Raw genomic sequence first — 22,136 nt, forward strand, 5'->3', positions numbered from 1 at the left:
CCCCGCTTCGCCGATGCGGGCGTAGCTCAGGGGTAGAGCACAACCTTGCCAAGGTTGGGGTCGTGAGTTCGAATCTCATCGCCCGCTCCAGTTTCTCGCGGTTTCGCGGCGATAAAGCGTCCCTTTCTCAGGGGCGCTTTTTTCGTTTGGCTTCCCGGCCGGGGCCGCCCGGGGTTTCCGGTCGGGGTTCTCAGGTCGGGGTTCTCAGGTCGGGGTTCTCAGGTCGGGGTTCTCAGGTCAGGGTTTTCCGGTCAGGGTTTTCCGGTCAAGGCTCTCCGGCCAGGGCCGCGTCCTCGGCGGCGAAGGCCGCCAGTTCCTCGCGCAGCCAGGCCTCGAAGGCCTTGAGCTTGGCCGTCCGTCCTTTGCGCGCCGAGGTGACCAGCCAATAGGCCAGCCCGGTCTTGTGGCGCCCGGGAAAGGGCGCGACCAACTGCCCGCTGGCAATGGCATAGTCCGCCAGGGTCGGCCAGGCGAGAAAAACGCCCTGACCGGCGATGGCGGCTTGCAGGCAGAGCGCCGCATCGGAATAGATCGCCCCTTCCTGCAGCACCAGCCCGCTCAGTCCCTGCGGCCCCAGCCAGGCATCCCAGGTGAACATGGCGCCGCCGTCGCGCAGAACCGCGACCTTGGCGAGGTCCTCGCGGCGATGGAGCTTCTTGGCAACGGCGGGGCTGCAGACGGGAAAGACGCAGTGATCCATCAAGTGGACGGCCTTGACGCCGGGCCAGTCGCCGCGCCCGATCCGGATGGCCAGGTCGACGTCGGAGTGGTCGAGATCGGCCAGCTCGACCGAGGCGTCGATGCGCAGCTTCAGGTCCGGCAAGCGCTCGCTGAAGTGGGAGAGGCGCGGCACCAGCCACTTCGCGGCGAGAACCGGCGGCACCGAGACGGTCAGGGTGTTGACCGCAGCGGCCCGGCCCAGCGCCGCCGCTGCCGCCAGGTGGCGAAACCCTTCGCGCAGGTGGACCAGAACCTCCTGTCCGAAGGCCGTCGGCTGCAGTCCTTTCGGGCTGCGCACAAAGACCGGCTGGCCAAGCTGCGCCTCGGCCTTCAAGACCTGCTGGCTGACCGCCCCCAGGGACACGCCCAGTTCCCGTGCCGCGGCCGTCAGGCTTCCCAGGCGTCCGGCGGCCTCCACAGCCCGCAGCCCGTTGAGCTGCATCTTCGCCAAATCTTCCATATAGAAAATCTATAGGATGCTTCCGAAGAAATACAGTTTTTCAGCGCTAATCAGGCCCCATAGTTATAGACATGCTATGGACTTTCGAAGATCTGCTGCGGCGTGCGATCGCCGCTCCGGCAAACCCTGACAGGGCCCCCATCCGCACCTTGACCTCTCTGCTCGTGCGCCTCGGCGGCAAAACCGGCCGGCCGGGGGCGCAGCCCTCCGTGGGCTGGCGGCGCGACCCGCTTACGCACCCGGCGCTGCAGGCCATGTCGCAGCGCGAGCTTGGCGACCTTCCGTTCGACCCGGGTGCGCTCGCCGAAGACTAAGGGGGCAAGAAGACTGGGGGGCAAGAAGCGGACCGGGGCCGTCGGCCGGCTCCTGCTGTTGATCGCCCCTTCGCGCCGAATGCCCGACAAATACTAATACCCGGCAAATGCTGCGGTCGCTTAACGATATCCTGAGCCTGTCTGCTGCAGAATGGAGGGCGATGCAATTGAAGGGGAACCGCGGTCATGGCGCTCCAGGAGACGATTTCGCAGGCAGGCTCTCTGATCCCCGCTGCGGGCCATCAAGAGGCGGGGTCCGGCAACCCATCGGGCCGCCGCACCGGGCGTGACGGTTATCTGTTTCACCCCCTGATCGACTTCCTCTGCCTTGGCGGCGGAGCGCTGATCGTGATGCTGTTGCTTCTGGTCGTCAGGCCGCCGGCGAGCAGCGAGCCGACTCTGGCCCTCGTGATGCTGTGGGTCGCCCACATCATCAACCATCCTCACTTTGCCCATTCCTATCAGATCTTTTACCGCGACTTCGGCCAGAAGGCCTTCGGTGCCCACTATGATCCGGTCTTGCGTTTGCGCTACATCTTCGCCGGCATCGTCGCGCCGCTGGCGCTGCTGGCCTACCTTCTAGGCGCGGTCCTTCTACAGGACGCCCGTGCGCTTGGCCTTACCGCAAATCTCATGTTCTTTCTGGTCGGCTGGCACTACGTCAAGCAGGGCTACGGGATGCTGATTGTCTGCTCCGTGCTGAAACGCCAGTTTTTCAACGACATCGAGAAACGGGTTCTGCTGGTCAATGCTTATGTCGTCTGGGCTGCCGACTGGCTGATTGCGAACTGGGTGTTCAGTGAGCGCAACTTCTGGGGATTGGCCTACTATACCTTTGACATGCCTGGATGGTTGGTGGTTCTCGCCATCGCGCTCAGCGCGGGCACCACGGCCGCCACCCTTTGGATGCTGGTCCGCAAATGGGCGAGTGAAGAGCGCCGGCTACCGTTTAACGGCGTGATCGCTTATCTGGTCACGCTTTACGCTTGGCTACTCTTCGCCCTGGATCCCTTCTATCTGCTGGTGATCCCCGCCTGTCATTCGCTGCAGTACCTGGTGGTGGTGTGGCGGTACCAGTTGAACGCTGAGCGCGATAGGGCCGCACAGACAAGAGCGGCTGACGAGAGTTTGCTTTCTGACCCGGCTTATCGAGACAATGGAGACAGGCCCCGATGGGCTGTCAGGGTTCAAAGCTGGATTGCCAAGCGCGCAACTGCACGGTTCACCGTGTTTGTGAGTACGGGCCTGCTGCTTGGCTTCCTCGGGTTCTGGTTCCTGCCAGCGGCCCTTGAGATTGGGATTCCGGTCGATCAGGCGGTGTTTGGGCCCAGCCTCTTCTTCTTCCTGGTCTGGATCTTTATCAATGTCCACCACTACCTGCTGGACAATGTTATGTGGCGGCGCGGCAATCCGGATACGGGACGTTACCTCTTCGCGCCCCGTTAACCAGGGCGGTGAGGCGCCGGACCTTCTGCCTTCTCTCCCCGTCTTGGGAGTCTTGATGCACAGCCGAACTTGCGGCAGAAGCAACTTTTCGGCGTCAATCTTGGTGTGCGAACAAATCCTTCATTCACCTTTTCGGGGTTATTGGTTTAGCTTCTAGTCTGTGCGTTCACATCCAGCGGTCGCAGAGCCCGATGTCGCACAAGTGGTTCGAGCGGTTGTGACGACCGCTCGCGGGAAGAGACAAAAAACGTTTCGCGGCAGGGGGAACACGCAATGGCCGACACCAGCGCACAAGGCCGGTCCCGTTTGATCAGCCAGGTCTTGCAGGCTGCACGCAAGCGCCTGGGGGCCAGAAAGTCCAAGAACGCCGAGGCTTTCGTTCAGCAGTTCTTCGCGAACGTTCCACCCAGCGACCTGCGCGGGGAAACGGCGGCCAACCTGGCCGGCGGGGCCCTCGCGCTTTGGGGCCGCTTCCAAAACCGCATACCTGGCGAGGCGCTGGTCCACGCCTACAACCCCGACAAAAAGTCTGACGGCTGGGACTCGGCGCACAGCATCATCGAGATCATCAACGACGACATGCCGTTTCTCGTCGATTCGGTAACGGCTGAGATCAACCGGCGTGATGCCGAGGTGCGCCTTGTGATCCACCCGATCATGGCGCTGCGGCGCAACGACAAGGGCAAGCTTCTGCAGTTGGCCGATGCGAAGGCAGCCGCGACGCCGGGCTCTGTGGCGCCGAGCAGCGAATCGGTCATGCAGATCCAGATCAGCGAGCAGCCCGCCGAGCGCTTGGCGGAGATCGCAGCAGGCATCGAAGCGGTGCTCGCCGACGTCCGCGCTGCGGTCGTGGACTGGCCGAGCATGCGCGACCGCTGCGCCGATGTGATCGCCGAGTTGGAAACCTCGCCGCCCATGCTGCCGGTGGGCGAGATCTCCGAGGGCCTGGAATTCCTGAAGTGGATGAACGACGACCACTTCACCTTCCTGGGCTATCGCGAGTTTACTTTTCACGGCCGCGGCGGCGACGCGGTGACCCGGATCGACAAGCAAAGCGGTCTGGGCGTCCTGCGCGATCCCGACGTTCGGGTCTTCGATGCGCTGCGCAATCTCGGTAAGCTGCCGCCGGAGGTGCGCGATTTCGTGCGCAAGCCGCAGCTTCTGCGCATCACCAAGGGCAACCGGCGCAGCACGGTGCACCGCGCCGTCCACCTGGACACCGTTGCCATCAAGAAGTTCGACAAAAAGGGCAACGTGATCGGCGAGCGCCTCTTCGCCGGCCTTTTCACCTCTGTCGCCTATTCGCGCTCGCCCAGCGCCATCCCGTTGCTGCGGCAGAAGATCGATGTGGCGATGAAGCGCTCCGGCTTTGCGCCGCGCAGCCACGACGGCAAAGCGCTGATGCACATTCTGGAGACCTATCCGCGCGACGAGCTGTTTCAGATCCCCACCGACGAACTCGGCACGATTGCCACGGGCGTCCTCCACCTGCAGGAGCGCCAGCGTACCGCGCTCTTCGTCAGGCGGGATCCCTTCGAGCGCTTCGTCTCCTGCATGGTCTATGTGCCGCGCGACCGCTATGACACCGGCCTCAGGCGCCGGATGCAGGATCTGCTCTCGGAGGCCTTCGACGGGCACTGTGCCGCCTTTTCGACCCATCTGGGCGACGAGGTTCTGGCGCGCCTGCATCTGATCATCAAGACCACCCCGGGCAAGATCCCGCCGGTCAAGCTCGACAAGCTGGAGGAGGATCTCGTCCAGGCTTCGCGCTCCTGGAGCGACCTTTTGGAAGAGGCTCTGGTCGCCGAGTACGGTGAGCAGCGGGGTATCCGCCGGCTGCGCCGCTTCGAGCGCGCCTTCCCGCCGAGCTATCAGCGCCACTACGATTCCCGGATCGCCGTCTTCGACATCGACCGCATCGAAGAGGCGATCGAGAACGACGACCTCGCGATGAATCTCTACCGGCCAGACGGCGGCCCGGCGGAGCTGCTGCATTTCAAGATCTACATTCTCGATAAGCCGGTGCCGCTGTCCGACATCCTGCCGATGCTGGAGAACATGGGGCTGAAGGTCATCGGTGAGGTGCCCTACGACATCGACGTGATGGACCGCAAGGAACCGGTCTGGATGCACGACTTCGATATGATCGCCGAAGGGCAGGCGGCGATCGATCTGGAACCTGTGCGCGACGCTTTCCACGACGCCTTCCGGCGGGTCTGGCATGGCCGTATGGAAAACGACGGCTTCAACAAGCTGGTGCTTCATGCCGGGCTGACGGCGCGGGAGGTGATCATCCTGCGCGCCTACTGCAAGTATCTCCGCCAGGCGCGCATCCCCTTCAGCCAGGCCTATATGGAAGCCACGCTGGTCCGCAATCCGAAGCTCACCCGGCTTCTGGTCGATCTTTTTCTCGCCCGCTTCGACCCGGCGAAGGCCAAGACCGGCGAGCGGGAGAGCAAGCGCATCGTCAAGGCGATCCAGGCTCTGCTCGACCAGGTGTCGAACCTGGATGAAGACCGCATCATCCGGCGCTACCTGAATCTCATCCTTTCGACGCTGCGCACCAACTTCTTCCAGCCCGCTGCAGGCGGTGGCAAGGAAGGCAGCGAAAAGGTCTACTGTTCCTTCAAGTTCGACTCCCGCGCCATCGAGGAACTGCCGCAGCCGCAGCCGCTGCGGGAAATCTTCGTCTACAGCCCGGGGATCGAAGGCGTTCATCTGCGCTTCGGCATGGTCGCCCGCGGCGGTCTCAGATGGTCGGACCGGCAGGAGGATTTCCGCACCGAGGTGCTGGGTCTCGTCAAGGCGCAGCAGGTGAAAAACACGGTCATCGTTCCCGTCGGCTCCAAGGGCGGTTTCGTGATGAAACAGCCACCGCCGCCGGAGGCTGGACGCGACGCCTTCCTGGCGGCCGGCGTCGAGTGCTACAAGACCTTCATCCGCGGCCTTCTGGACATCACCGACAACTTGAAGCGCGGCCGCGTCATTCCGCCGAAGGACGTGCGGCGCTACGACGGCGACGACCCCTATCTCGTGGTCGCGGCCGACAAGGGCACGGCCACCTTCTCCGACATCGCCAACGGCGTTTCCGCCGACTACGGCTTCTGGCTCGACGATGCCTTTGCCTCAGGCGGGTCGGCCGGCTACGACCACAAGAAAATGGGCATCACGGCGCGGGGCGCCTGGGAATCGGTGAAGCGCCACTTCCGCGAGATGGGCAAGGACATCCAGACCCAGGACTTTACCTGCATCGGCTGCGGCGACATGTCCGGCGACGTCTTCGGCAACGGGATGCTGCTGTCGAAGCACATCCGCCTCGTCGGCGCCTTCAACCACATGCACATCTTCGTCGACCCGGAGCCCGATGCCGCGCGCAGCTGGCAGGAGCGCAAGCGCCTCTTCGATCTGCCGCGTTCGGCCTGGACCGACTATAACCAGGAGCTAATCTCCAAGGGCGGCGGTATCTTCGAGCGCAGCGCCAAATCGATTCCCGTCTCCGCGCCGATGAAGAAGCTCTTCGGTATCGCCAAGGACAGCGTCACGCCCAACGAGCTGATCCGTGCCATGCTGCTGGCCCACGTGGAGCTGCTGTGGTTCGGCGGCATCGGCACCTACGTGAAGTCGGAGGACGAAAGCGATCTCGACGTGGGCGACCGCGCCAACGACGCGATCCGGATCAACGGCAAGCAGGCCGGCGCCAAGGTGATCGGCGAGGGCGCCAATCTCGGCGTCACCCAGCTCGGCCGTATCGAGTACGGCGAGGCCGGCGGGCGCAGCAACACCGACTTCATCGACAACTCCGCCGGCGTCGACTGCTCCGACCACGAGGTCAACATCAAGATCCTTCTGGGCGCCGTCGAGGCGGCCGGCAACATGACCCGCAAGCAGCGCGACCGGCTGCTGGAAAAGATGACCGACGAGGTCGCCGAGCAATGCCTGCGCGACAACTATCTGCAGAGTCAGGCGATTACGGTGACCCATGAGTTGGGCGCCCATCTTCTCGACCGTTTCGCCCGTTTCATGCGGGCCCTGGAAAAGGACGGCCTGCTGGACCGCGACATCGAGTTCCTGCCCGACGACGAAGTGGTGCTGGAGCGCATGAAGCGCGGCGAAGGGCTGACCCGGCCGGAGGTGGCGGTGCTGCTGTCCTACTCCAAGCTCGTGCTTTACGACGAACTTCTGGACTCCGATCTTCCGGACGACCCCTATTTTGCCGACGACCTGACCGCCTATTTCCCCAAACCGCTCCAGGGTGCTTACGGCAAGCAGATCGAAACGCACCGTCTGCAGCGGGAAATCGTCGTGACCGTGGTCAGCAACGACCTCGTCAACCGGGTCGGCATCAACTTCGTGCACGAGGTGCGCGAGAAGACCGGCATGGCCCCGGCGGACGTGGTCCGCGCCTATGTGGTCGCGCGGGAGATCTTCGGCATGCGCGACCTCTGGGGTCAGATCGAGGCGCTGGACAACAAGGCGCCGGCCCTCTTGCAGGCCCGCATGCTTGTGGAGTGCGGCCGGCTCATCGAGCGCGAGGCGGTATGGTTCCTGCGGGAGGTCGGACCCGGGCTGGACATCGCCACGGAGGTCGAGACCTACGGCGCCGGCGTGGGGGTCCTCATCGGCCGTATCGAAAGCCTGCTCTCAGCGACCGACCGGCGCTACCTGGCCGAGCGCAGCCGCCAGCTCGTCGAAGAGGGTGCGCCCAAAGCCCTGGCGCAGCGGATCGCAAGCCTGCAGTTCCTGGCACCGGTCTGCGACATCGTGCGCATCGCCGGTGCCCTGAAGCTGCCCGTCGAAAAGGTGGCGGAGGCCTATTTCACCATCGGCGAACGGTTCGGTTTCGACTGGTTGCGCCGCTCGGCCGGCAGCCTGCCGACCGACACCGCCTGGGACAAGCTGGCGGTGACGGCGATCATCGACGACTTCTACGGCCACCAGAGCGAGCTCACCTCCCGGGTGCTCAACGGCAACAGCGGCGCCAAGCGCGCAACGGCTATGGCCACCGACAAGGTAATCGACAAATGGTCGGCCCGCCGTGCGCCGCTGGTCAGCCGCACCGATCAGCTGCTGGAGGAGCTGAAGTCGTCCGGCGCGCCGGACTTCGCCATGCTGGCGGTGGCGAACCGCCAACTGAAGTCGATGGTTTCCGGCTAGAGCACAGCGGACCGGCGTCAGCCGAGCTTCACCGCGGTGCCGTTGGCGGAGACCATCAGCATGGAGTCGCCGACCACCTCGTAGTCCAGATCCACCGCGATCACGGCGTCGGCGCCGCGCGCCTGGGCCTCTTCCACCATGTCCTCCAGCGCCCCTTCCTTGGCGCCCTTCAGCGCCTTCTCGTAGCCGCCGGCGCGCCCGCCGACCACGTCGCGCACCCGGGCAAAGACGTCGCGAAAGATGTTGGCGCCGACAATGGCGTCGCCGGACACGATACCCAGGTATTCCACGACCTTCCTGCCCTCGATGGCATCGGTGGTGACGATCAGCATGACGCGTGAGCTCCTTTTCTTCCGGTCTGTGTGAAGGGCCCCTTTTGCGCCGGCCCGGCAAGGCAGGGGCGCGGCCAGCCTACACAGCTTGAGCCGCCCACGGAAAGCTGGTAGTGCGGAAGCGCGACGGTGGAGGAGGGCGGCGATGGCCGGTGATCCAGTACGACCCGGCAACAGCGGCTCTCCCGGCTGGGTTCAGACCTGGCAGGGCCGGCGCAGCGCGGCCGTTGCCTGGTGCTTCTATGACTGGGCCAACTCCTCCTATCCCACTGTCATCGTCACCTTCGTTTTTGCCGCCTACTTCACCCAAGGCGTCGCCGAGACCGTGGAGATCGGCACTGGCCAGTGGGGGGCGGCGCTCAGCATCTCCGGACTGGTCCTGGCGGTGCTGGCGCCGGTTCTGGGGGCGATTGCCGACCAGGGCGGCGGGCGCAAGCCCTGGATCGCCTTCTTCACCGCGCTCTCCGTCCTGGCCGCCTTCGGCCTCTGGTGGATCGAGCCCGATCCGCGCTTCATCCTGCCGGCGCTTTTGCTGGTGGCGGTCGGCAACGCCGCCTTCGAGTTCGGCCACGTGTTCTACAACGCCATGCTGCCGGACGTTGCGCCCTCCAGCCATCTCGGGCGCCTGTCCGGCTGGGCCGGCGGTCTGGGCTATGCCGGTGGCCTGATGTGCCTGGGGCTCTGCCTCGTGCTCTTCGTCATGCCGGAGACGCCGATCTTCGGTCTCGACAAATCGGCCGCCGAAGATGTGCGGATTACCGGGCCCTTCGTCGGGTTGTGGTTCGCGGTCTTCGCGATACCCCTTTTTCTCATGGCAAGGGAGGAACGCCGCCCCTTCCGTCCCGCCGGGGCCGTCCGCGCCGGCCTCAAGAGCCTCTGGCAGACCCTGCGCCAGCTGCCCAGCCACGGCCAGACGGGGCGCTTCCTGCTCGCCCGCATGCTCTACACCGACGGGCTGAACACGCTCTTCGCCTTCGGCGGCATCTACGCCGCCGGCAGCTTCGGCATGAGCTTCGAGGAGATCCTGATCTTCGGGATTCTGCTGAACGTGGCGGCCGGCATCGGCGCCTTCGGTTTCGCCTGGTTCGACGATCTCGTCGGCGCCAAGGCGACGATCCTGGTCTCGGTCGCCGCCTTGACCGTTCTGGGCGCGGCCATCCTGCTGATCGACAGCAAGCTCTGGTTCTACCTGCTCGGCTGCGGCATCGGGGTCTTCATCGGCCCGGCGCAGACCGCCAGCCGCTCTTTCATGGCGCGCATCGCGCCGCCCGACCTGCGCGCCGAGTTCTTCGGTCTCTATGCGCTGTCCGGCAAAGCGACGGCCTTTCTGGGCCCGGCCCTGGTCGGCTGGGTGACGGTCATGGCCGACAGCCAGCGCGCCGGCATGGCCACCATTCTGATCTTCTTCCTCGCAGGCCTGATCCTGCTCTGGCCGATCCGCGATCCCCAGGCCGGCGGGCGCAACGGTGGGCCTCAGCAGGCCTGAGCGCGATTGCCGTAGGCGCCTTCGCGACGGCTTTGTTGGCCGGCAATGGGATGCAGCACCCGGCGCAAGGCTGCGCCGAAGATGGCGCGCATCGCTTCGCCCTGGAGACGCCGGCCGCGGGCGATGGCCCGGGCGATCTGCGCCTCGGTCACCGCGCTGCGGGGCCGGGCAATCCGCCCGGCGGTGGGCTGGACGGCGGCAGGGAACTGAGGAGCGGACGTGATGGAGGGAGACATCGGGCTCATATCTGCAACTCCTGGGTTGGGGGTAACGGGGGCTGTGGGTGAACGGGTGAGACCCGTTGGACAGCGTTGCAGGGACCCTATATCCGTTCCTCAGTTGCGATAATCCCTATAAATGGCATAGGATTTGTTCCGTATAGGATCAAGTGAGGCGCCATGAACAGCCTGGACGGACTTCCCGTCTTCGTGCGGACGGTGCGCGAGGGCAGCTTTTCCGCGGCGGCGCGGGCTCTGGACCTTACGCCCTCGGCGGTGAGCAAGCAGATCGGCCGGCTGGAGGACAGCCTCGCTGTGCGGCTGTTCAACCGCACCACCCGGCGGCTCAGCCTGACGGAGGAGGGGGCGGCCTTCTACGAACGGGCCAGCCGCATCCTGGCCGACCTGGACGATGCGGCGGCCTCGATCTCCAGCCTGCGTGCCGTACCGCGGGGACGCCTGCGGGTCACTATGCCGTCCGGCTTCGGAGTGATTCATCTGCTGCCGGTGCTGCCGGCCTTCTACGCGCGCTACCCGGAGGTCGCGCTGGACATCGACCTCAACGACCGCTTCGTGGACATGGTGGAAGAGGGCTTCGACGTTGCGCTCAGGATCGGAGACCTCGGCGACTCCAGCCTGATCGGCCGCCGCCTGGCCGCCAACCGCCGGGTGCTGGCGGCGGCGCCCGGCTACCTCGACCGCGTTGTCCCGCCGCAAGGCCCGGCCGATCTCGCCGCACACAACTGCTTGGTCTACACCTATCGGGCGCAGCGCCACGACTGGCATCTGGTCGACGAGGCCGGGGCGGAGACGGTGGTCACCGTCGGCGGCACCCTCGAGACCAACAACCCGATGATGCTGCGCGGCGCGGCACTGGCCGGCATCGGCATGGTGCTGCTGCCGCTGTGGCTGATCGGGCCGGACCTGAAGGCCGGTCGTTTGCGTCGGGTCCTGCCGGACTATCACTGGCCGGACAGCGCCATCCAGGTGGTCTATCCGCCGGGCAGGCATCTTTCCGCGCGGGTGCGCTGCTTCATCGATTTCCTGGTGGAGCGCTTCGCCGACTAGGCGGCAGGTTCAAGGGCGCGGGCTTCAGGATGCGGGTTTCAGGACGCGGGCACGCTCTGCCGCGCTTCGCCGTACTTCTTCACGGCTCGCTCGATGTCTTTCAGCAGGGCGGCACCGACGTCACCGCCGTGGCCGCGCACCTTCTGTGTAAAGACCAGACGGATGGCGTCGATATGGGCCTCGATCAACTCCAGGCGATGCGCGCTGATCTTGGCGCTGGTGTCGATGGTGGCTTCGTAAAGCGTCTTTCCGAATGCAGAGATGAGCGGATAGTCGAAGATCCCGCCCTGGCCGCGCAGTTCGTGGGCGATCTGATTGATGTTCAGGACGTGGTGCTGTGACTCCTTCGTCCCTTCGCGCAGGGCCTTGAAGGAGGTGCTCATCGACTCGAGATAGTCGCGCACCCAGGTGGCGTAGTCGCCGACCATCTCCTGAATGCGCTCCTCAGCGGCCTGGATGACCAGGGGGTCGAAATCGATCTGGCCGCGCAGGGCGTTCGGCCCCAGCTTGTCGCGCAGCTTGTTGGCTGGGCGGAAGTACACCGCCCGGACATCGTCGCGCAGGGTCCGAATGTTGGAGCGGGCGTGGATGACCTGGATCTCCGAGGCCTTGGTCACCCGGCGGTCGGTCTGAAGCTTGGAGCGGTCGTCGTAATACTCGCCCCAATTGACCAGGCGGTCCTGGCGGCGCCGGTCCGGACCGAAGTAGCCGGGTGCCAGGACGTACTGGCGCGGGTTCTTGATGACCTCAAGGATCCGGTCGCCGATCGACTTGGCCGAGAAGGGCTTGGCCAGGAATTCCGTGACCCCGGCATCCCGGGCCGCTTCGACGACATCCTGGTCGGCGGCGCCTGAGACCATCACGAAGGGCACGAAACGGTCCGGCGCCTGGCGGCTGGTGCGGATCCAGCGCAGAAAGAGCGCCCCGTCCACCTCCGACATGACAAAGTCGGAGAGTACGATGTCGATGGTGCCGATGCCGGCCTGAACCGGGTTCTTGCGGCTTATCCGCAAGGCCTCGATTGCCGCGGTGGCGCTCGACATGGCAGTGACATCGGCGATGCCCAGAGTGCGGAGGGTGGTCACGATCAGGTTGCGCATGAACGAATTGTCGTCCACCACCATCACGGTGACGTTTTCCCAGTTCAGCTTCGGCATAGGCCCCCGGTACTGTCTGTGACGCTGTGGATCGCGGCCCTTGGACGGGCGCTGGTTGCTCTCGTATGCCCTGCAAACAATAGGCGCAATTCGTGAACAATTGCCTACAATTTATAAGCGATCAACCATACGCGGAGCCGGGTTACGGCGATTCTCGCGGAATCGGCAGGACGGACGGTCAGTGGCGGAAGTGCCGCATCCCCGTAAAGGCCATGGCGAGGCCGGCCTCATCGGCGGCGGCAATCACCTCGTCGTCGCGCATCGAACCGCCAGGCTGAATGACCGCCGTCGCGCCCGCTTCGGCGGCCGCCAAGAGTCCGTCGGCAAAGGGGAAGAAGGCGTCGGAGGCAACCGCAGCGCCCTCGGTTTTCGGCGCCGCACCCTCCCCGGGCGCCTGCTCCGCTGCTTCCCGCGCCTTCCAGGCGGCGATGCGGGAGGAGTCGACCCGGCTCATCTGTCCCGCGCCGATGCCCACGGTGGCGCCGTCGCGGGCATAGACGATGGCGTTGGACTTCACGTGCTTGGCCACGCGAAAGGCGAAGATCATGTCAGTCAATTCGCGCTCGCTGGGTGCCCGCTTGGTGACGATCCTGAGGTCGCCGGCGGCGATGCGCCCGTTGTCCCGGCTTTGTGCCAGAAAGCCGCCGGCCAGCGGCATCGTCACCAGCCCCGGCGCGGCCGGGTCGGCCATGGCGCCGGTGACCAGCAGCCGCAGGTTTTTCTTGGCGGCCAGAATGCCGCGGGCGTCGTCGTCGACCGCCGGGGCGATCACCACCTCGGCGAAGAGCTTGGCGATCTCGCCGGCGGTTGCTGCGTCCAGGCTGCGGTTGATCGCGATGATGCCGCCGAAGGCGCTGACCGGATCGCAGGCCAGGGCTTCGCCATAGGCCTCGGTCAGGGTCGCCCGGCTGGCGACACCACAAGGGTTGGCGTGCTTGATGATGGCGACGGTCGGAGCGTCGAACTCGCTGACCAACTCAAAGGCAGCGTTGGTGTCGTTCAGGTTGTTGTAGCTCAGTTCCTTGCCCTGCAGTTGTTCGGCGCTGGCGACGCCGGGGCGCGCCGGGCTTTGCAGATAGAGCGCCGCTTCCTGGTGCGGGTTCTCGCCATAGCGCAGCGTCTGCTGCAGCACGCCGGCCGACGTCAGGCGCCCGGGAAAGGTCTCGCCCTCCTCCGCCGCCAGCCAGCGGGCAATCATGGAGTCGTAGGCGGCGGTATGGGCGAAGGCGGTCATCGCCAGGCGCCGGCGCAGCGCTGCCGAAACAGCGCCGCCCAGCTCGCGCATCTCTTCCTCGATCGACGCGTAGTCGACCGGGTCGGTGACGATGGCGACGAAGTCGTGGTTCTTGGCGGCGGCCCGCACCATGGCCGGGCCGCCGATGTCGATGTTCTCGACGCAGGTGTCGAAGTCGGCGCCGGAAGCGAGCGTCGCTTCGAAGGGGTAGAGGTTGGAGACCACCATATCGATCCCTGCGATCCCGTGCGCTTCCATGGCCGCCAGATGGTCCGGCAGGTCGCGCCGCGCCAGGATGCCGCCATGGATTTTGGGATGCAGGGTCTTCACCCGCCCGTCCATGATTTCCGGAAAGCCGGTATGCGCCGCCACCTCGACGACCGGGACGCCGGCGTCCGAAAGAGCCTTGGCCGAGCCGCCGGTCGAGAGGATCTCGACGCCTCGCTCGCTGAGGAACCGTCCGAAGGCGATCAGTCCGGTCTTGTCGGAGACGGAGATCAGGGCGCGCTTAACCGGGACGGGCGTGTCGAGGGGCATGGGCGAGAGGCTCCGGGCAGGCGGTTGGCGAAAGCGGTGGTGCAAGGACCTAAAACAGAGAGGCCCCGCAAGAGAGACCCGGTACTAGGGGGCACCGGGGCGGGCGTCAAGACGCGGCGGCGGCGCTCTTGCCTTCGCCTTCAGTCAAACCGGCGCCCTCGCCGGAAAACTCCGGCACCAGACGGTGCAGCGCCTGCCGAACCTCCGCCTGCTTGCCCGCTGCGACCAGGCGCGCAAGGTCCTCCAGGCTGCGGCTCAACAGCTCGGCATCGGCGGTCCGCGGCGCTGCCTGATGCAGGCCCGGATGGCTGGTGGGGATCAGCGGCTCGCCGTCGTGGAACAGCTCTTCGTGCATCTTCTCGCCCGGGCGCAGCCCGGTGAACACGATCTGGATATCCTTGTCCGGGCGCAGGCCGGACAGGCGGATCATCTGGCGTGCCAGGTCGACGATCTTCACCGGCTCGCCCATGTCCAGCACGTAGATGCGTCCGGCCTCTTCGGGCGGGCTGTCGTTGCCGAGGGCGGAGGCCTGCAGCACCAACTCCACCGCTTCGCGGATGGTCATGAAGTAGCGCGTCATCTCCGGGTCGGTCACCGTCAGCGGTCCGCCATGGGCAAGCTGACGCTGGAACAGCGGCACCACCGACCCGGTGGAGCCGAGCACGTTGCCGAAACGCACGGTGACGAAGCGCGTGCCCTCGCCGCTGCCTTGGCGCAGCAGGTCGAGGGCCTGGCAGTAGCTCTCCGCCAGGCGCTTGCTCGCCCCCATTACGTTGGGCGGGTTGATCGCCTTGTCGGTGGAGATCAGCACCATGGTGGCCACGCCGCTGCGGCGGCAGGCCTCCGCCATGTTGCGGGTGCCGAGAACGTTGGTGTGAATCCCCTCCACGGGATTGTGCTCCACCAGCGGCACGTGCTTCATCGCTGCCGCGTGGAACACGAGGTCGGGCGTCGCCTCGCCCAGCAGCCTGCCGACGCGGCGCGCATCGCGGACATCGCCGATCAGGGCGAGGCGCGGCACTTCGGGGAAGCGCTCGGCCAGCTCCATGTCGATGCTGTAGAGATTGAACTCGGAGTTGTCGAAAAGCGTGAGCTGGGCCGGCCCCAGGGCGGCGACCTGGCGTGCAAGCTCGGCCCCGATGGAACCGCCGGCGCCGCTCACCAGCACCCGGCGGCCGCGGATCAGCTTCTCCATCGCCGGCCGGTCGAGCTTGGTCTGGGTGCGGCCCAGCAGATCCTCGATGGCGATCGGACGGATGTGCAGACGGTCTTCCACGCCGCCGCTGAAGTCGGTCAGCCGTGGCAGCCGCGCCACCGTCGCACCCTCGTCGTCGGCGCAACCCAGCACCGTTTCGACCTCGTCGCGGGTCAGCGGTTTGGTCAGGATCACGCGCTGGGGCTTGCGTTCGCGCTGCGCCAGCTTGCGAAAAGCGGCGGGCAGATCGTCAAGGTCGCCCAGCACCTTCACACTGTGGATGTTGCGGCCGGTCCGGGTGCCCTTTTCGTCGATCACGCCCAGGACTTCGAAGGGTCCGTCGCGGTCGCGGGCCATTTCGCGGATAAAGGTCTCCGCCGCGTCGCCGGCGCCCACCAGCAGCACCGGGACCCGGCGGTGGCGGTCGCGCTCCAGCAGATGGCGAAAGCCCTGATCCTTGAACACGCGGTAGAGCATGCGTGGCGCGCCCAGCAGGAAAACCAGCACGAACCAGCTGATCACCAGCCAGGACCGGGGCAGGTCGTCCAGCCGGGTAACGAGGAAGGTCACGGGCAGGAAGATCGCCAGCGCCAGGGTGACGGCCTTTACGATGGCCCCGAGATCGTTCATCGAGGCATAGCGCCAGATGCCGCGGTAGAGCCCGGTGGTCAGAAACACCAGGCCGCAGATCGCGGTAAACAGCAGCATCGGCTGCCAGAGGCTGGTGGTGAAGGATTCCCAGGCGCTGTCGCCCATGCGCAGGAACAGCGCAGTCACAAACGCCGCGCCTGCCATGAGAAGGTCGTGCAGAAAGGCGACAAGCTGCCGCGGGAACCTGGTCGAGCCCAGTTTCATAACGGATTTCGGCTTCCCCTCATCGGTTCACAGCCTTCGCAAGGCCTGCTCATACCGCCGCGCCGGCCCCGTCCGGCCCCGCCCGGCCCAGGTGTGACGCTGCGACCACAAGCGTCAGGCGGCCCCGCCGCCGTTTCGGTTTTCCTGCCGATTTCCGGCAGCGCCCCCCGGCGGCATCTGATGGGCCAGCATAAACAGAAGCGCGGCAACCGCAAGACAGGCAAGGGCCAGGGCCAGCCAGGTCAGGCCGCTCACGGCCAGCAGCGCGGCAGCCACCAGGACCCCGTTGCAGAGCAGAATGCGGGTCGATACCGCGGCGTGGCTGTGCCCTCGCTGAACCGCCTGCTGATAGAAATGCTGGCGGTGGGCCTTCCAGACCGCCTCGCCCTTCAGGGCCCGGCGGCAAAGAGTCCAGCTCGCATCCGCCAGATAGTAGAGCGGCAGAATGAGGGCTGCCGCCCAATACCCCTTGGCCGCCAGGAGGATCAGCAGCCAGCCGAGCAGGTAGCCGAGCGAGACCGAGCCGACGTCGCCGAGGAAGATGCGGGCCGGCGACCAGTTCCAGCGGATGAACCCCAGGGCCGCGGCCGCAAGGCTGGCCGACCAGAAGATGTAGCCTGCGCCAAGGCTGGCCAGGAGTGCACAGAGGGCGAGACCGCCGGCGACCGAGGCGCTCTCCACCGCCGAGATGCCGTCGATCCCGTCCATGAAATTGAACAGGTTGATGAACCAAAGCCAGAGCACTGCCACCGCCAGGTGGTCGACCAGCGGCGGCAGGAGGCCCTGGAAGACGAGCAGCGACTCGCCTGTCCCCCAAAGCGCTATGGCCACCGCCACGACCTGAACCGCCAAGCGCAGGGAGGCGGGAAGCGAGCGCAGATCGTCGAGCCAGGAGACGACCGCCAGAATTGCCAGGCCGCCGACGACAAACCAGAAGCCTAAAATCACCGGGTCGAAGACGAAGGCGCCGGCGATCCAGGCCAGGGCAACCACCGGAACCACGGCCAGGCCGCCGCCCCGCGGGGTCGCCACCTGGTGGCTGCTGCGATGGTTGGGTTCGTCGAAGACCTGCCAGGCCAGCAGCCGCCGCAGCACCGCCCCCGTTGCAGCCCAGCTCGCCAGAGCCACCACAGCCGCGGCGCCGAGGATCAGCGCTGCCGTCGCTCCCGCCATGCCAGTCCCGTCCATTCTAACTGGCGTTCCCCAGGCGCTGCAGCGCCCATTTCACGACGCAGAGGTCGTCCGGGTTCCAACCGCTGGCTCCGCTGTCGCGCTCCCCCGTGATTCCGGACAGCACGATCTGCTGGCAGCGGCGCACCTGTCCGGGCACACCCAGATAGACGCTCGGCTCCAGCGCCGCGGCGGCTCCGGCGACGCGCAGGCGCCAGCCGCCGCCCTTGGGCAGGCGCAGCACGACCGAGCGTCCGTCCTGGGCCGTCATCGCCTTGACGCCCGGGTGAAGATGGAAACGGATGGCAAAGGCCAGGGGCTTGCGCCCCTTGGTTTCGCCGCACAACCGGTCCTCGCCGCGTAGATCTTCACCGGAGGCGGAGAGATAGAGGCGCCGGTGATGGGTGAGTCCGAAGAGCGGCAGATAGCCGTCGTGACTGAGGTCCAGCCAGACCGCGCCTTCGTCCTCGTCGCGCCGGCAGGTCACGGTCTCGGCCCGCCGCGCCAGCCCGCCGCCGGCGAAGAGGGCGGCGGAATTGGTTTCGTTCAGCACCAGAGTGGAATGGGCGGCGGTGCTGCGCTGGGCCTGCTGCCAGCTGCTGCTGCCGGCCTGGGCGCCGCAGTTGACGATCAGCCTTTCGCGGCCGACCGACATCTCGAAGCTCAGCGTGCCGGCATGGGCGGCGCCGTCGTAGCCCGGGGCCGGCGGGCGGCCGCAGTCCACAAGGACCAAGCTGCGTCCGGCCTGCATCCGTTGGAAGCCGCTGTCCGGCGCCCGCATCAACTGGACCTGTTTGCCGCCGCCGCGCTGCAGGATCATATCGATCTGCAGGTCTTCGCCTTCGCCGCCGCCGTTGAACAGGGAAAGACCGCCGTCGCCGTGCTGCAGCAGGCGCAAAACCGCCACCATGGCCTCGATGCGGGCGGACAGCGCCGCCGGCGCCTCTTGCCCGGCGGCCAACAGGGCGGCGCGCAGATCGATGCAGGCCCGCAGGACCGACAGCAGGCGCGCGGGCGAGCGCTCGCGCTGTCCGCCATCCGCCAGCAGCTGGTCGTCGAGCGCCCGCAGCAGCAGGGTCATGCCCTGGTCCAGCCAGTCGGTGCCCTGCGGCAGGCAAAGCCCGGCGGTGCAGAGACCGCGGGTGGCGGTGATCAGATCGGCGCCGCAGAGCCCGGCGGGCAGCACGGCCGTAAGGTAGCGGGCCTGGCGCCCGGCGCTGGCCAGAAGCGCCTGCCGGAAGGAGACCTCGGCGCTGGCGGCGAAGAACTCGTACTGACTGAACCAGTGGGACAGCCGCTCGCCGGTCACCACCGGGTCCCAGGCTACCGGCGACCAGCTCTGGTTGTTCGCCACCCAGTCGGCGACCAGGCTGCGGGCCTTGCGCCGCGGGGCATCCCCGCCGGCGGCGCGCAGATCGCGCAGCCAGGCAAAGTCGTGCAGACGCTTCAGCCAGGCCGTTTCCATACCCAGCGGTGCCCAGAGCGGCGCCGGCTTGTCCAGGTTGCGGCCGAGAAAGCTGAAACTGCCGTCAACGATCGCCAGGCCGCGCTCGGCCCTGCCGGGCCAGGGGTCCGGCGGCACCAGTGCCAGGCTTGCCGCGGGCGTGCCGGCCCGGTGCCAGGGTGCTTCCGGCAGGGCGAAGAAGGGGCGATGGAGGTGGTAGCCGAGCTGCGCCCAGGCCAGGTCGCGCGGCAGCATGCGCCAGCGCCGAAAGGCCTCCAGGCGGGCGCGAAGCCCGCCGTCAGTGCCAATGGCGTTCCGCTTCCGGCTTGCGGTCATGCCAGCCTTCGCGTTGCGATCCGCGGGGCTGCCGGCGACCATCAGGCCTCGCCGCGCAGGCGCCTGATGTTCCCACTGTAGGCCTGGGGGCCGCCCTTGAAGGTGGCAGTGCCGGCAACCAGCACGTCGGCACCGGCCGCAGCGGCGCGGGGTGCCGTTTCCATGTTGATCCCGCCGTCGACTTCCAGGTCGATGCGGCGCCCGCTGTCGTCGATCTTGCGGCGCAGCGCCTCCAGCTTGCCCAGGGTGGAGGGGATGAACTTCTGGCCGCCGAAGCCCGGATTGACCCCCATGCAGAGGATCAGGTCGATGTCGTCGATGATAAGGTCGACGATGTCGACGGGCGTTGCCGGGTTCAGCGAGACTCCTGCCTTCTTCCCAAAGCCCTTGATCATCTGGATCGTGCGGTGCAGATGCGGGCCGGATTCCGGATGAACGGTGATGATGTCGGCGCCCGCCTTGGCGAAGTCTTCGATGAAGAGATCCGCCGGGGCGATCATCAGGTGCACGTCGAAAACCAGTTCCGAGTGTGGGCGGATGGCCGACACCATGTCCGGCCCCAGGGTGATGTTCGGCACGAAGTGGCCGTCCATCACGTCGATGTGGATGTAGTCGGCTCCGGCTTCGGTGACCGCGCGAACCTCCTCGCCCATGCGGGAGAAATCGGCGGCCAGAATGGAGGGGGCGATCCGGACGGTCTGCTGCATGAAGGCGCGGGTCCAGCGTGGTTTGCGATCCGGCCCCTTGGTATCAGTCCCGCCCCAGGGTCGCAAGGAGGGCTCGCAAACAGGGCTCCCAAGCAGGGCCCGCAAGCGGGCCCCGCGCGCCGCCGGGATGCGCCTCTCCTACAGGTCTGCTACGCTGTTCGCTTAGGTCTCCCGTCGGGCATGAGGAGGCGAAAATGGAGGGGCAGCAATGTTTGGGACAGCAAGGGTGGGCGCCGCCTTAGGGGGGATTGCGCTCGCAGGGTTTATGGCGCTGGCGGCGGTTCAACCTGCCGTGGCGTTCGAAAAGGGCACCGACAGCCGGAACGACGGCGAACAACGCGACGGTCATTCGCGCAACGAAGGGCTGCGGCTCAACGTCGTGCCGGTGATCACCGATGACCGGACCATCACGCTTCGCATCGAATCGGTGGTTGTGATTCAGAGCCGGTTCGTTCATGTCGCCGAAACCTCCTTCGGCGTCGACTACAAGAACCTGGACACGGTCGACGTCGGCGCGGTGCCGGTGCTGGGCTCGCTCTTCGGCGACCGCCTCGATGCCGACGACTTCACCGCAGAGAATCAGGTCGGCACCGTCTACATCGCCGGGGAGAACACCCTGGCGGCGGTGGTGAGCGACGACGTCGATGTCGGCGACTACCGGGTGGGAGTCGTGAACGGCAAGGGGCACTACCGGCTGTCGGGAGGACCGATGCTGACGGAGGTTGCGCCGACCAGCCTCGGCGCGTTGGGCGGCCTGCCGTCTGTTCAGAGCATCCTCAGCGACATGCCGGATCCCGGTGCGTCCGTTCTGCTGGGCGGGCTGAAGAGCCTGGACGAGTCGGACCGGCAGGACATGCCGTTTCTGGGCGACATTCCGGTTCTGAACAGTCTGTTCAAGGGCAGCGTGCACCGCGGCCAGGATGATGAACTGCTGTTCTTTATCCGGCCGACAATCCTGGCGGACGACGACGTGTCGTAACACAGCGGTTTCTGCATAGGGTCCGTCCCCGCAGGTCCGCGGCGTTTCCCGCTTGTCTGCGGCCGTCCATGCGCGGCCGATCTACCTCCTTGCGCGGGCCAAGGCCGCTGCCCCTGCGGGCACACACCAATGCGGCCATTACCGGATAAATTAATGTATGCATTGACGCATGCCTGATGTTTGGGTATTTTCGCGATGGCTTATGCATGGGCCCAATGATCGGCGCAGATGCCGCCAAAGGGAGGAAAAGATGCCGTTGAAGCGCAATGTGGTGGCGCGTCTGAGCGCAGCCTTGTTTGTTCTCGTCTCGACCGAGGTTTCGGCGGACGTGACCTTGATGGTCCAGACATCCACCCAGTCCGGGGGTTACTCCTTCCAGTATCTCAATGAGCATTGGGTTCCCAAGCTCGCAGAGATGACCGGCGGTGAGGTCGCCGTCGAGTTGACGCCGATCAAATCGATCGTCCCGCGCGGTGAGACGCCGGAAGCCGTGGCGGCCGGGGTGCTCGGGGGCGATCTCACTTCGATCGCCTATTTCTCCGGACGCAATCCTGCCTTTGCGATCCTCGGCGATCTGATTGCCGGCTACGACTCGCCGGCGCAGGTTCAGGAGTTTTGCCGCAGCGGTGGCGGGGCCGAGGTCCTGCAAGAGCTCTGGGATGCGACGCTCCCCGGCATGATCAAGGTGATCGGCTGCGGCGCTGTGTCGAAGGAGGCCCTGGTGTCGAAAGTACCCGTGCGCGGTGTCGACGACCTGAAGGGCCTGAAGATCCGCTCGCCGGAGGGCCTTGCCGCGACCGTGTTCAAGGCGGCTGGCGCCAGCCCGGCGAACATCCCCTTCTCGGAAGTCTTTACCTCGCTCGAGAAGGGCGTCGTCGATGCCGCCGATGCCTCCGCTTACGTGAACAACGACAAGAACGGCTTTCATCAGATCGCGAAGTATCCGCTCTACCCCGGCATTCACTCCATGGCCGTCCACCAGTTCACCGTCTCTGAGTCGACCTGGGCGGCGTTGAGCCCGAAGGCGCGCGAGGGCATGACGGCTTGGTACTACGACGCCTACGCCGACCTGCTGCAGGCGCTTGATGAACAGGACAAGGCCTTGGTCGCGCGGGACATGGCCGACCCCCAGATCGAAGTGATCGACTGGCCGCAGGCAGAGCGCGACCGGTTCCGGGCCATCGCCGTCGAGGCGTGGCAGGACACGGCGGCGAAGTCGCCGGAAGCCGAAGCGGCCTTGGCGGCGCATCTGGCATTCATGAAGTCCAAGGGCCTGCTCGACTGACTCCGGGCGGTTGCCTCCTCAGCAACTGTCTGCGGCAAC

16 protein-coding genes and 1 tRNA gene are annotated in these 22,136 nt (G+C 66.2%); 8 read left to right on the forward strand and 9 right to left on the reverse strand.

The genetic code is table 11. The features are described from left to right. The first annotated feature begins 15 nt into the window (after positions 1-15). Positions 16-90: transfer RNA gene (locus Q0982_RS22980), tRNA-Gly, on the forward strand. 175 nt (positions 91-265) lie between these two features. Here the strand turns inward: Q0982_RS22980 and Q0982_RS22985 are convergent. Continuing rightward, positions 266-1,180, reverse strand: a complete 915-nt coding sequence (locus Q0982_RS22985; protein WP_299400199.1) for a LysR substrate-binding domain-containing protein — start codon at positions 1,178-1,180, stop codon at positions 266-268. Between the two features lie 71 nt (positions 1,181-1,251). Here Q0982_RS22985 and Q0982_RS22990 point away from each other — a divergent pair, with 71 nt between their 5' ends. The 3 genes from Q0982_RS22990 to Q0982_RS23000 all read left to right on the forward strand — a co-directional run bounded on the left by Q0982_RS22990 (position 1,252) and on the right by Q0982_RS23000 (position 8,094). Further along, the gene (locus Q0982_RS22990) at positions 1,252-1,494 is read left to right on the forward strand and encodes a hypothetical protein (protein WP_299400201.1); all 243 of its coding nucleotides are present in this window, start codon (positions 1,252-1,254) and stop codon (positions 1,492-1,494) included. 186 nt (positions 1,495-1,680) lie between these two features. After that, positions 1,681-2,940, forward strand: a complete 1,260-nt coding sequence (locus Q0982_RS22995; RefSeq protein ID WP_299400204.1) for a hypothetical protein — start codon at positions 1,681-1,683, stop codon at positions 2,938-2,940. Positions 2,941-3,213: 273 nt separating this feature from the next. Beyond that, on the forward strand, positions 3,214-8,094 hold the full coding sequence (locus Q0982_RS23000; RefSeq protein ID WP_299400206.1) for an NAD-glutamate dehydrogenase: 4,881 nt from the start codon (positions 3,214-3,216) through the stop codon (positions 8,092-8,094). A gap of 17 nt (positions 8,095-8,111) precedes the next feature. On the opposite strand, the gene Q0982_RS23005 is transcribed toward Q0982_RS23000, so the two are convergent. After that, a complete protein-coding gene (locus tag Q0982_RS23005) occupies positions 8,112-8,426 on the reverse strand; it encodes a YbjQ family protein (RefSeq protein WP_299400208.1) in 315 nt (104 codons plus the stop codon). Between the two features lie 145 nt (positions 8,427-8,571). Between Q0982_RS23005 and Q0982_RS23010 the strand changes: the two genes are divergently transcribed. Then, positions 8,572-9,912, forward strand: a complete 1,341-nt coding sequence (locus tag Q0982_RS23010) for an MFS transporter (RefSeq protein ID WP_299400210.1) — start codon at positions 8,572-8,574, stop codon at positions 9,910-9,912. Here the strand turns inward: Q0982_RS23010 and Q0982_RS23015 are convergent. Then, positions 9,900-10,157 (reverse strand): hypothetical protein, encoded by a 258-nt coding sequence (locus tag Q0982_RS23015; protein ID WP_299400212.1) that lies wholly within the window; start codon positions 10,155-10,157, stop codon positions 9,900-9,902. The two genes, Q0982_RS23010 and Q0982_RS23015, sit on opposite strands and share 13 nt — an antisense overlap. A gap of 153 nt (positions 10,158-10,310) precedes the next feature. Between Q0982_RS23015 and Q0982_RS23020 the strand changes: the two genes are divergently transcribed. Continuing rightward, on the forward strand, positions 10,311-11,198 hold the full coding sequence (locus Q0982_RS23020; RefSeq protein WP_299400213.1) for a LysR family transcriptional regulator: 888 nt from the start codon (positions 10,311-10,313) through the stop codon (positions 11,196-11,198). 38 nt (positions 11,199-11,236) lie between these two features. On the opposite strand, the gene Q0982_RS23025 is transcribed toward Q0982_RS23020, so the two are convergent. The 6 genes from Q0982_RS23025 to rpe all read right to left on the reverse strand — a co-directional run bounded on the left by Q0982_RS23025 (position 11,237) and on the right by rpe (position 19,833). Further along, positions 11,237-12,355, reverse strand: coding sequence for a response regulator (locus Q0982_RS23025; RefSeq protein WP_299400215.1), 1,119 nt, complete (start codon positions 12,353-12,355; stop codon positions 11,237-11,239). A gap of 178 nt (positions 12,356-12,533) precedes the next feature. Next, entirely contained in the window at positions 12,534-14,126 is a 1,593-nt protein-coding gene (purH, locus tag Q0982_RS23030; protein WP_299400217.1) for a bifunctional phosphoribosylaminoimidazolecarboxamide formyltransferase/IMP cyclohydrolase, read from the reverse strand. 106 nt (positions 14,127-14,232) lie between these two features. Then, the gene (locus tag Q0982_RS23035; protein WP_299400220.1) at positions 14,233-16,176 is read right to left on the reverse strand and encodes a nucleoside-diphosphate sugar epimerase/dehydratase; all 1,944 of its coding nucleotides are present in this window, start codon (positions 16,174-16,176) and stop codon (positions 14,233-14,235) included. A gap of 114 nt (positions 16,177-16,290) precedes the next feature. Then, the gene (locus Q0982_RS23040; protein ID WP_299400222.1) at positions 16,291-17,349 is read right to left on the reverse strand and encodes a glycosyltransferase family 4 protein; all 1,059 of its coding nucleotides are present in this window, start codon (positions 17,347-17,349) and stop codon (positions 16,291-16,293) included. Between the two features lie 16 nt (positions 17,350-17,365). Beyond that, on the reverse strand, positions 17,366-19,126 hold the full coding sequence (locus Q0982_RS23045; RefSeq protein WP_299400223.1) for a heparinase II/III family protein: 1,761 nt from the start codon (positions 19,124-19,126) through the stop codon (positions 17,366-17,368). A gap of 41 nt (positions 19,127-19,167) precedes the next feature. Continuing rightward, on the reverse strand, positions 19,168-19,833 hold the full coding sequence (gene rpe / locus Q0982_RS23050) for a ribulose-phosphate 3-epimerase (protein ID WP_299400225.1): 666 nt from the start codon (positions 19,831-19,833) through the stop codon (positions 19,168-19,170). 292 nt (positions 19,834-20,125) lie between these two features. Here rpe and Q0982_RS23055 point away from each other — a divergent pair, with 292 nt between their 5' ends. Continuing rightward, positions 20,126-20,812, forward strand: coding sequence for a hypothetical protein (locus Q0982_RS23055; protein WP_299400227.1), 687 nt, complete (start codon positions 20,126-20,128; stop codon positions 20,810-20,812). Between the two features lie 250 nt (positions 20,813-21,062). Beyond that, positions 21,063-22,097, forward strand: a complete 1,035-nt coding sequence (gene dctP / locus Q0982_RS23060) for a TRAP transporter substrate-binding protein DctP (protein WP_299400229.1) — start codon at positions 21,063-21,065, stop codon at positions 22,095-22,097. Positions 22,098-22,136: the final 39 nt, after the last annotated feature.

The sequence above is a fragment of the Pelagibius sp. genome (assembly GCF_028281305.1).
In the GTDB taxonomy this organism is placed as follows: Bacteria; Pseudomonadota; Alphaproteobacteria; order Kiloniellales; family Kiloniellaceae; genus Pelagibius.

Bases quoted from the DNA above. Each gene is read 5' to 3' on its own strand.
- Q0982_RS22985 (WP_299400199.1), bottom strand. From the start codon at position 1,180: ATGGAAGATTTGGCGAAGATGCAGCTCAACGGGCTGCGGGCTGTGGAG.
- Q0982_RS22990 (WP_299400201.1), top strand. From the start codon at position 1,252: ATGCTATGGACTTTCGAAGATCTGCTGCGGCGTGCGATCGCCGCTCCG.
- Q0982_RS22995 (WP_299400204.1), top strand. From the start codon at position 1,681: ATGGCGCTCCAGGAGACGATTTCGCAGGCAGGCTCTCTGATCCCCGCT.
- Q0982_RS23000 (WP_299400206.1), top strand. From the start codon at position 3,214: ATGGCCGACACCAGCGCACAAGGCCGGTCCCGTTTGATCAGCCAGGTC.
- Q0982_RS23005 (WP_299400208.1), bottom strand. From the start codon at position 8,426: ATGCTGATCGTCACCACCGATGCCATCGAGGGCAGGAAGGTCGTGGAA.
- Q0982_RS23010 (WP_299400210.1), top strand. From the start codon at position 8,572: ATGGCCGGTGATCCAGTACGACCCGGCAACAGCGGCTCTCCCGGCTGG.
- Q0982_RS23015 (WP_299400212.1), bottom strand. From the start codon at position 10,157: ATGAGCCCGATGTCTCCCTCCATCACGTCCGCTCCTCAGTTCCCTGCC.
- Q0982_RS23020 (WP_299400213.1), top strand. From the start codon at position 10,311: ATGAACAGCCTGGACGGACTTCCCGTCTTCGTGCGGACGGTGCGCGAG.
- Q0982_RS23025 (WP_299400215.1), bottom strand. From the start codon at position 12,355: ATGCCGAAGCTGAACTGGGAAAACGTCACCGTGATGGTGGTGGACGAC.
- purH (WP_299400217.1), bottom strand. From the start codon at position 14,126: ATGCCCCTCGACACGCCCGTCCCGGTTAAGCGCGCCCTGATCTCCGTC.
- Q0982_RS23035 (WP_299400220.1), bottom strand. From the start codon at position 16,176: ATGAAACTGGGCTCGACCAGGTTCCCGCGGCAGCTTGTCGCCTTTCTG.
- Q0982_RS23040 (WP_299400222.1), bottom strand. From the start codon at position 17,349: ATGGCGGGAGCGACGGCAGCGCTGATCCTCGGCGCCGCGGCTGTGGTG.
- Q0982_RS23045 (WP_299400223.1), bottom strand. From the start codon at position 19,126: ATGACCGCAAGCCGGAAGCGGAACGCCATTGGCACTGACGGCGGGCTT.
- rpe (WP_299400225.1), bottom strand. From the start codon at position 19,833: ATGCAGCAGACCGTCCGGATCGCCCCCTCCATTCTGGCCGCCGATTTC.
- dctP (WP_299400229.1), top strand. From the start codon at position 21,063: ATGCCGTTGAAGCGCAATGTGGTGGCGCGTCTGAGCGCAGCCTTGTTT.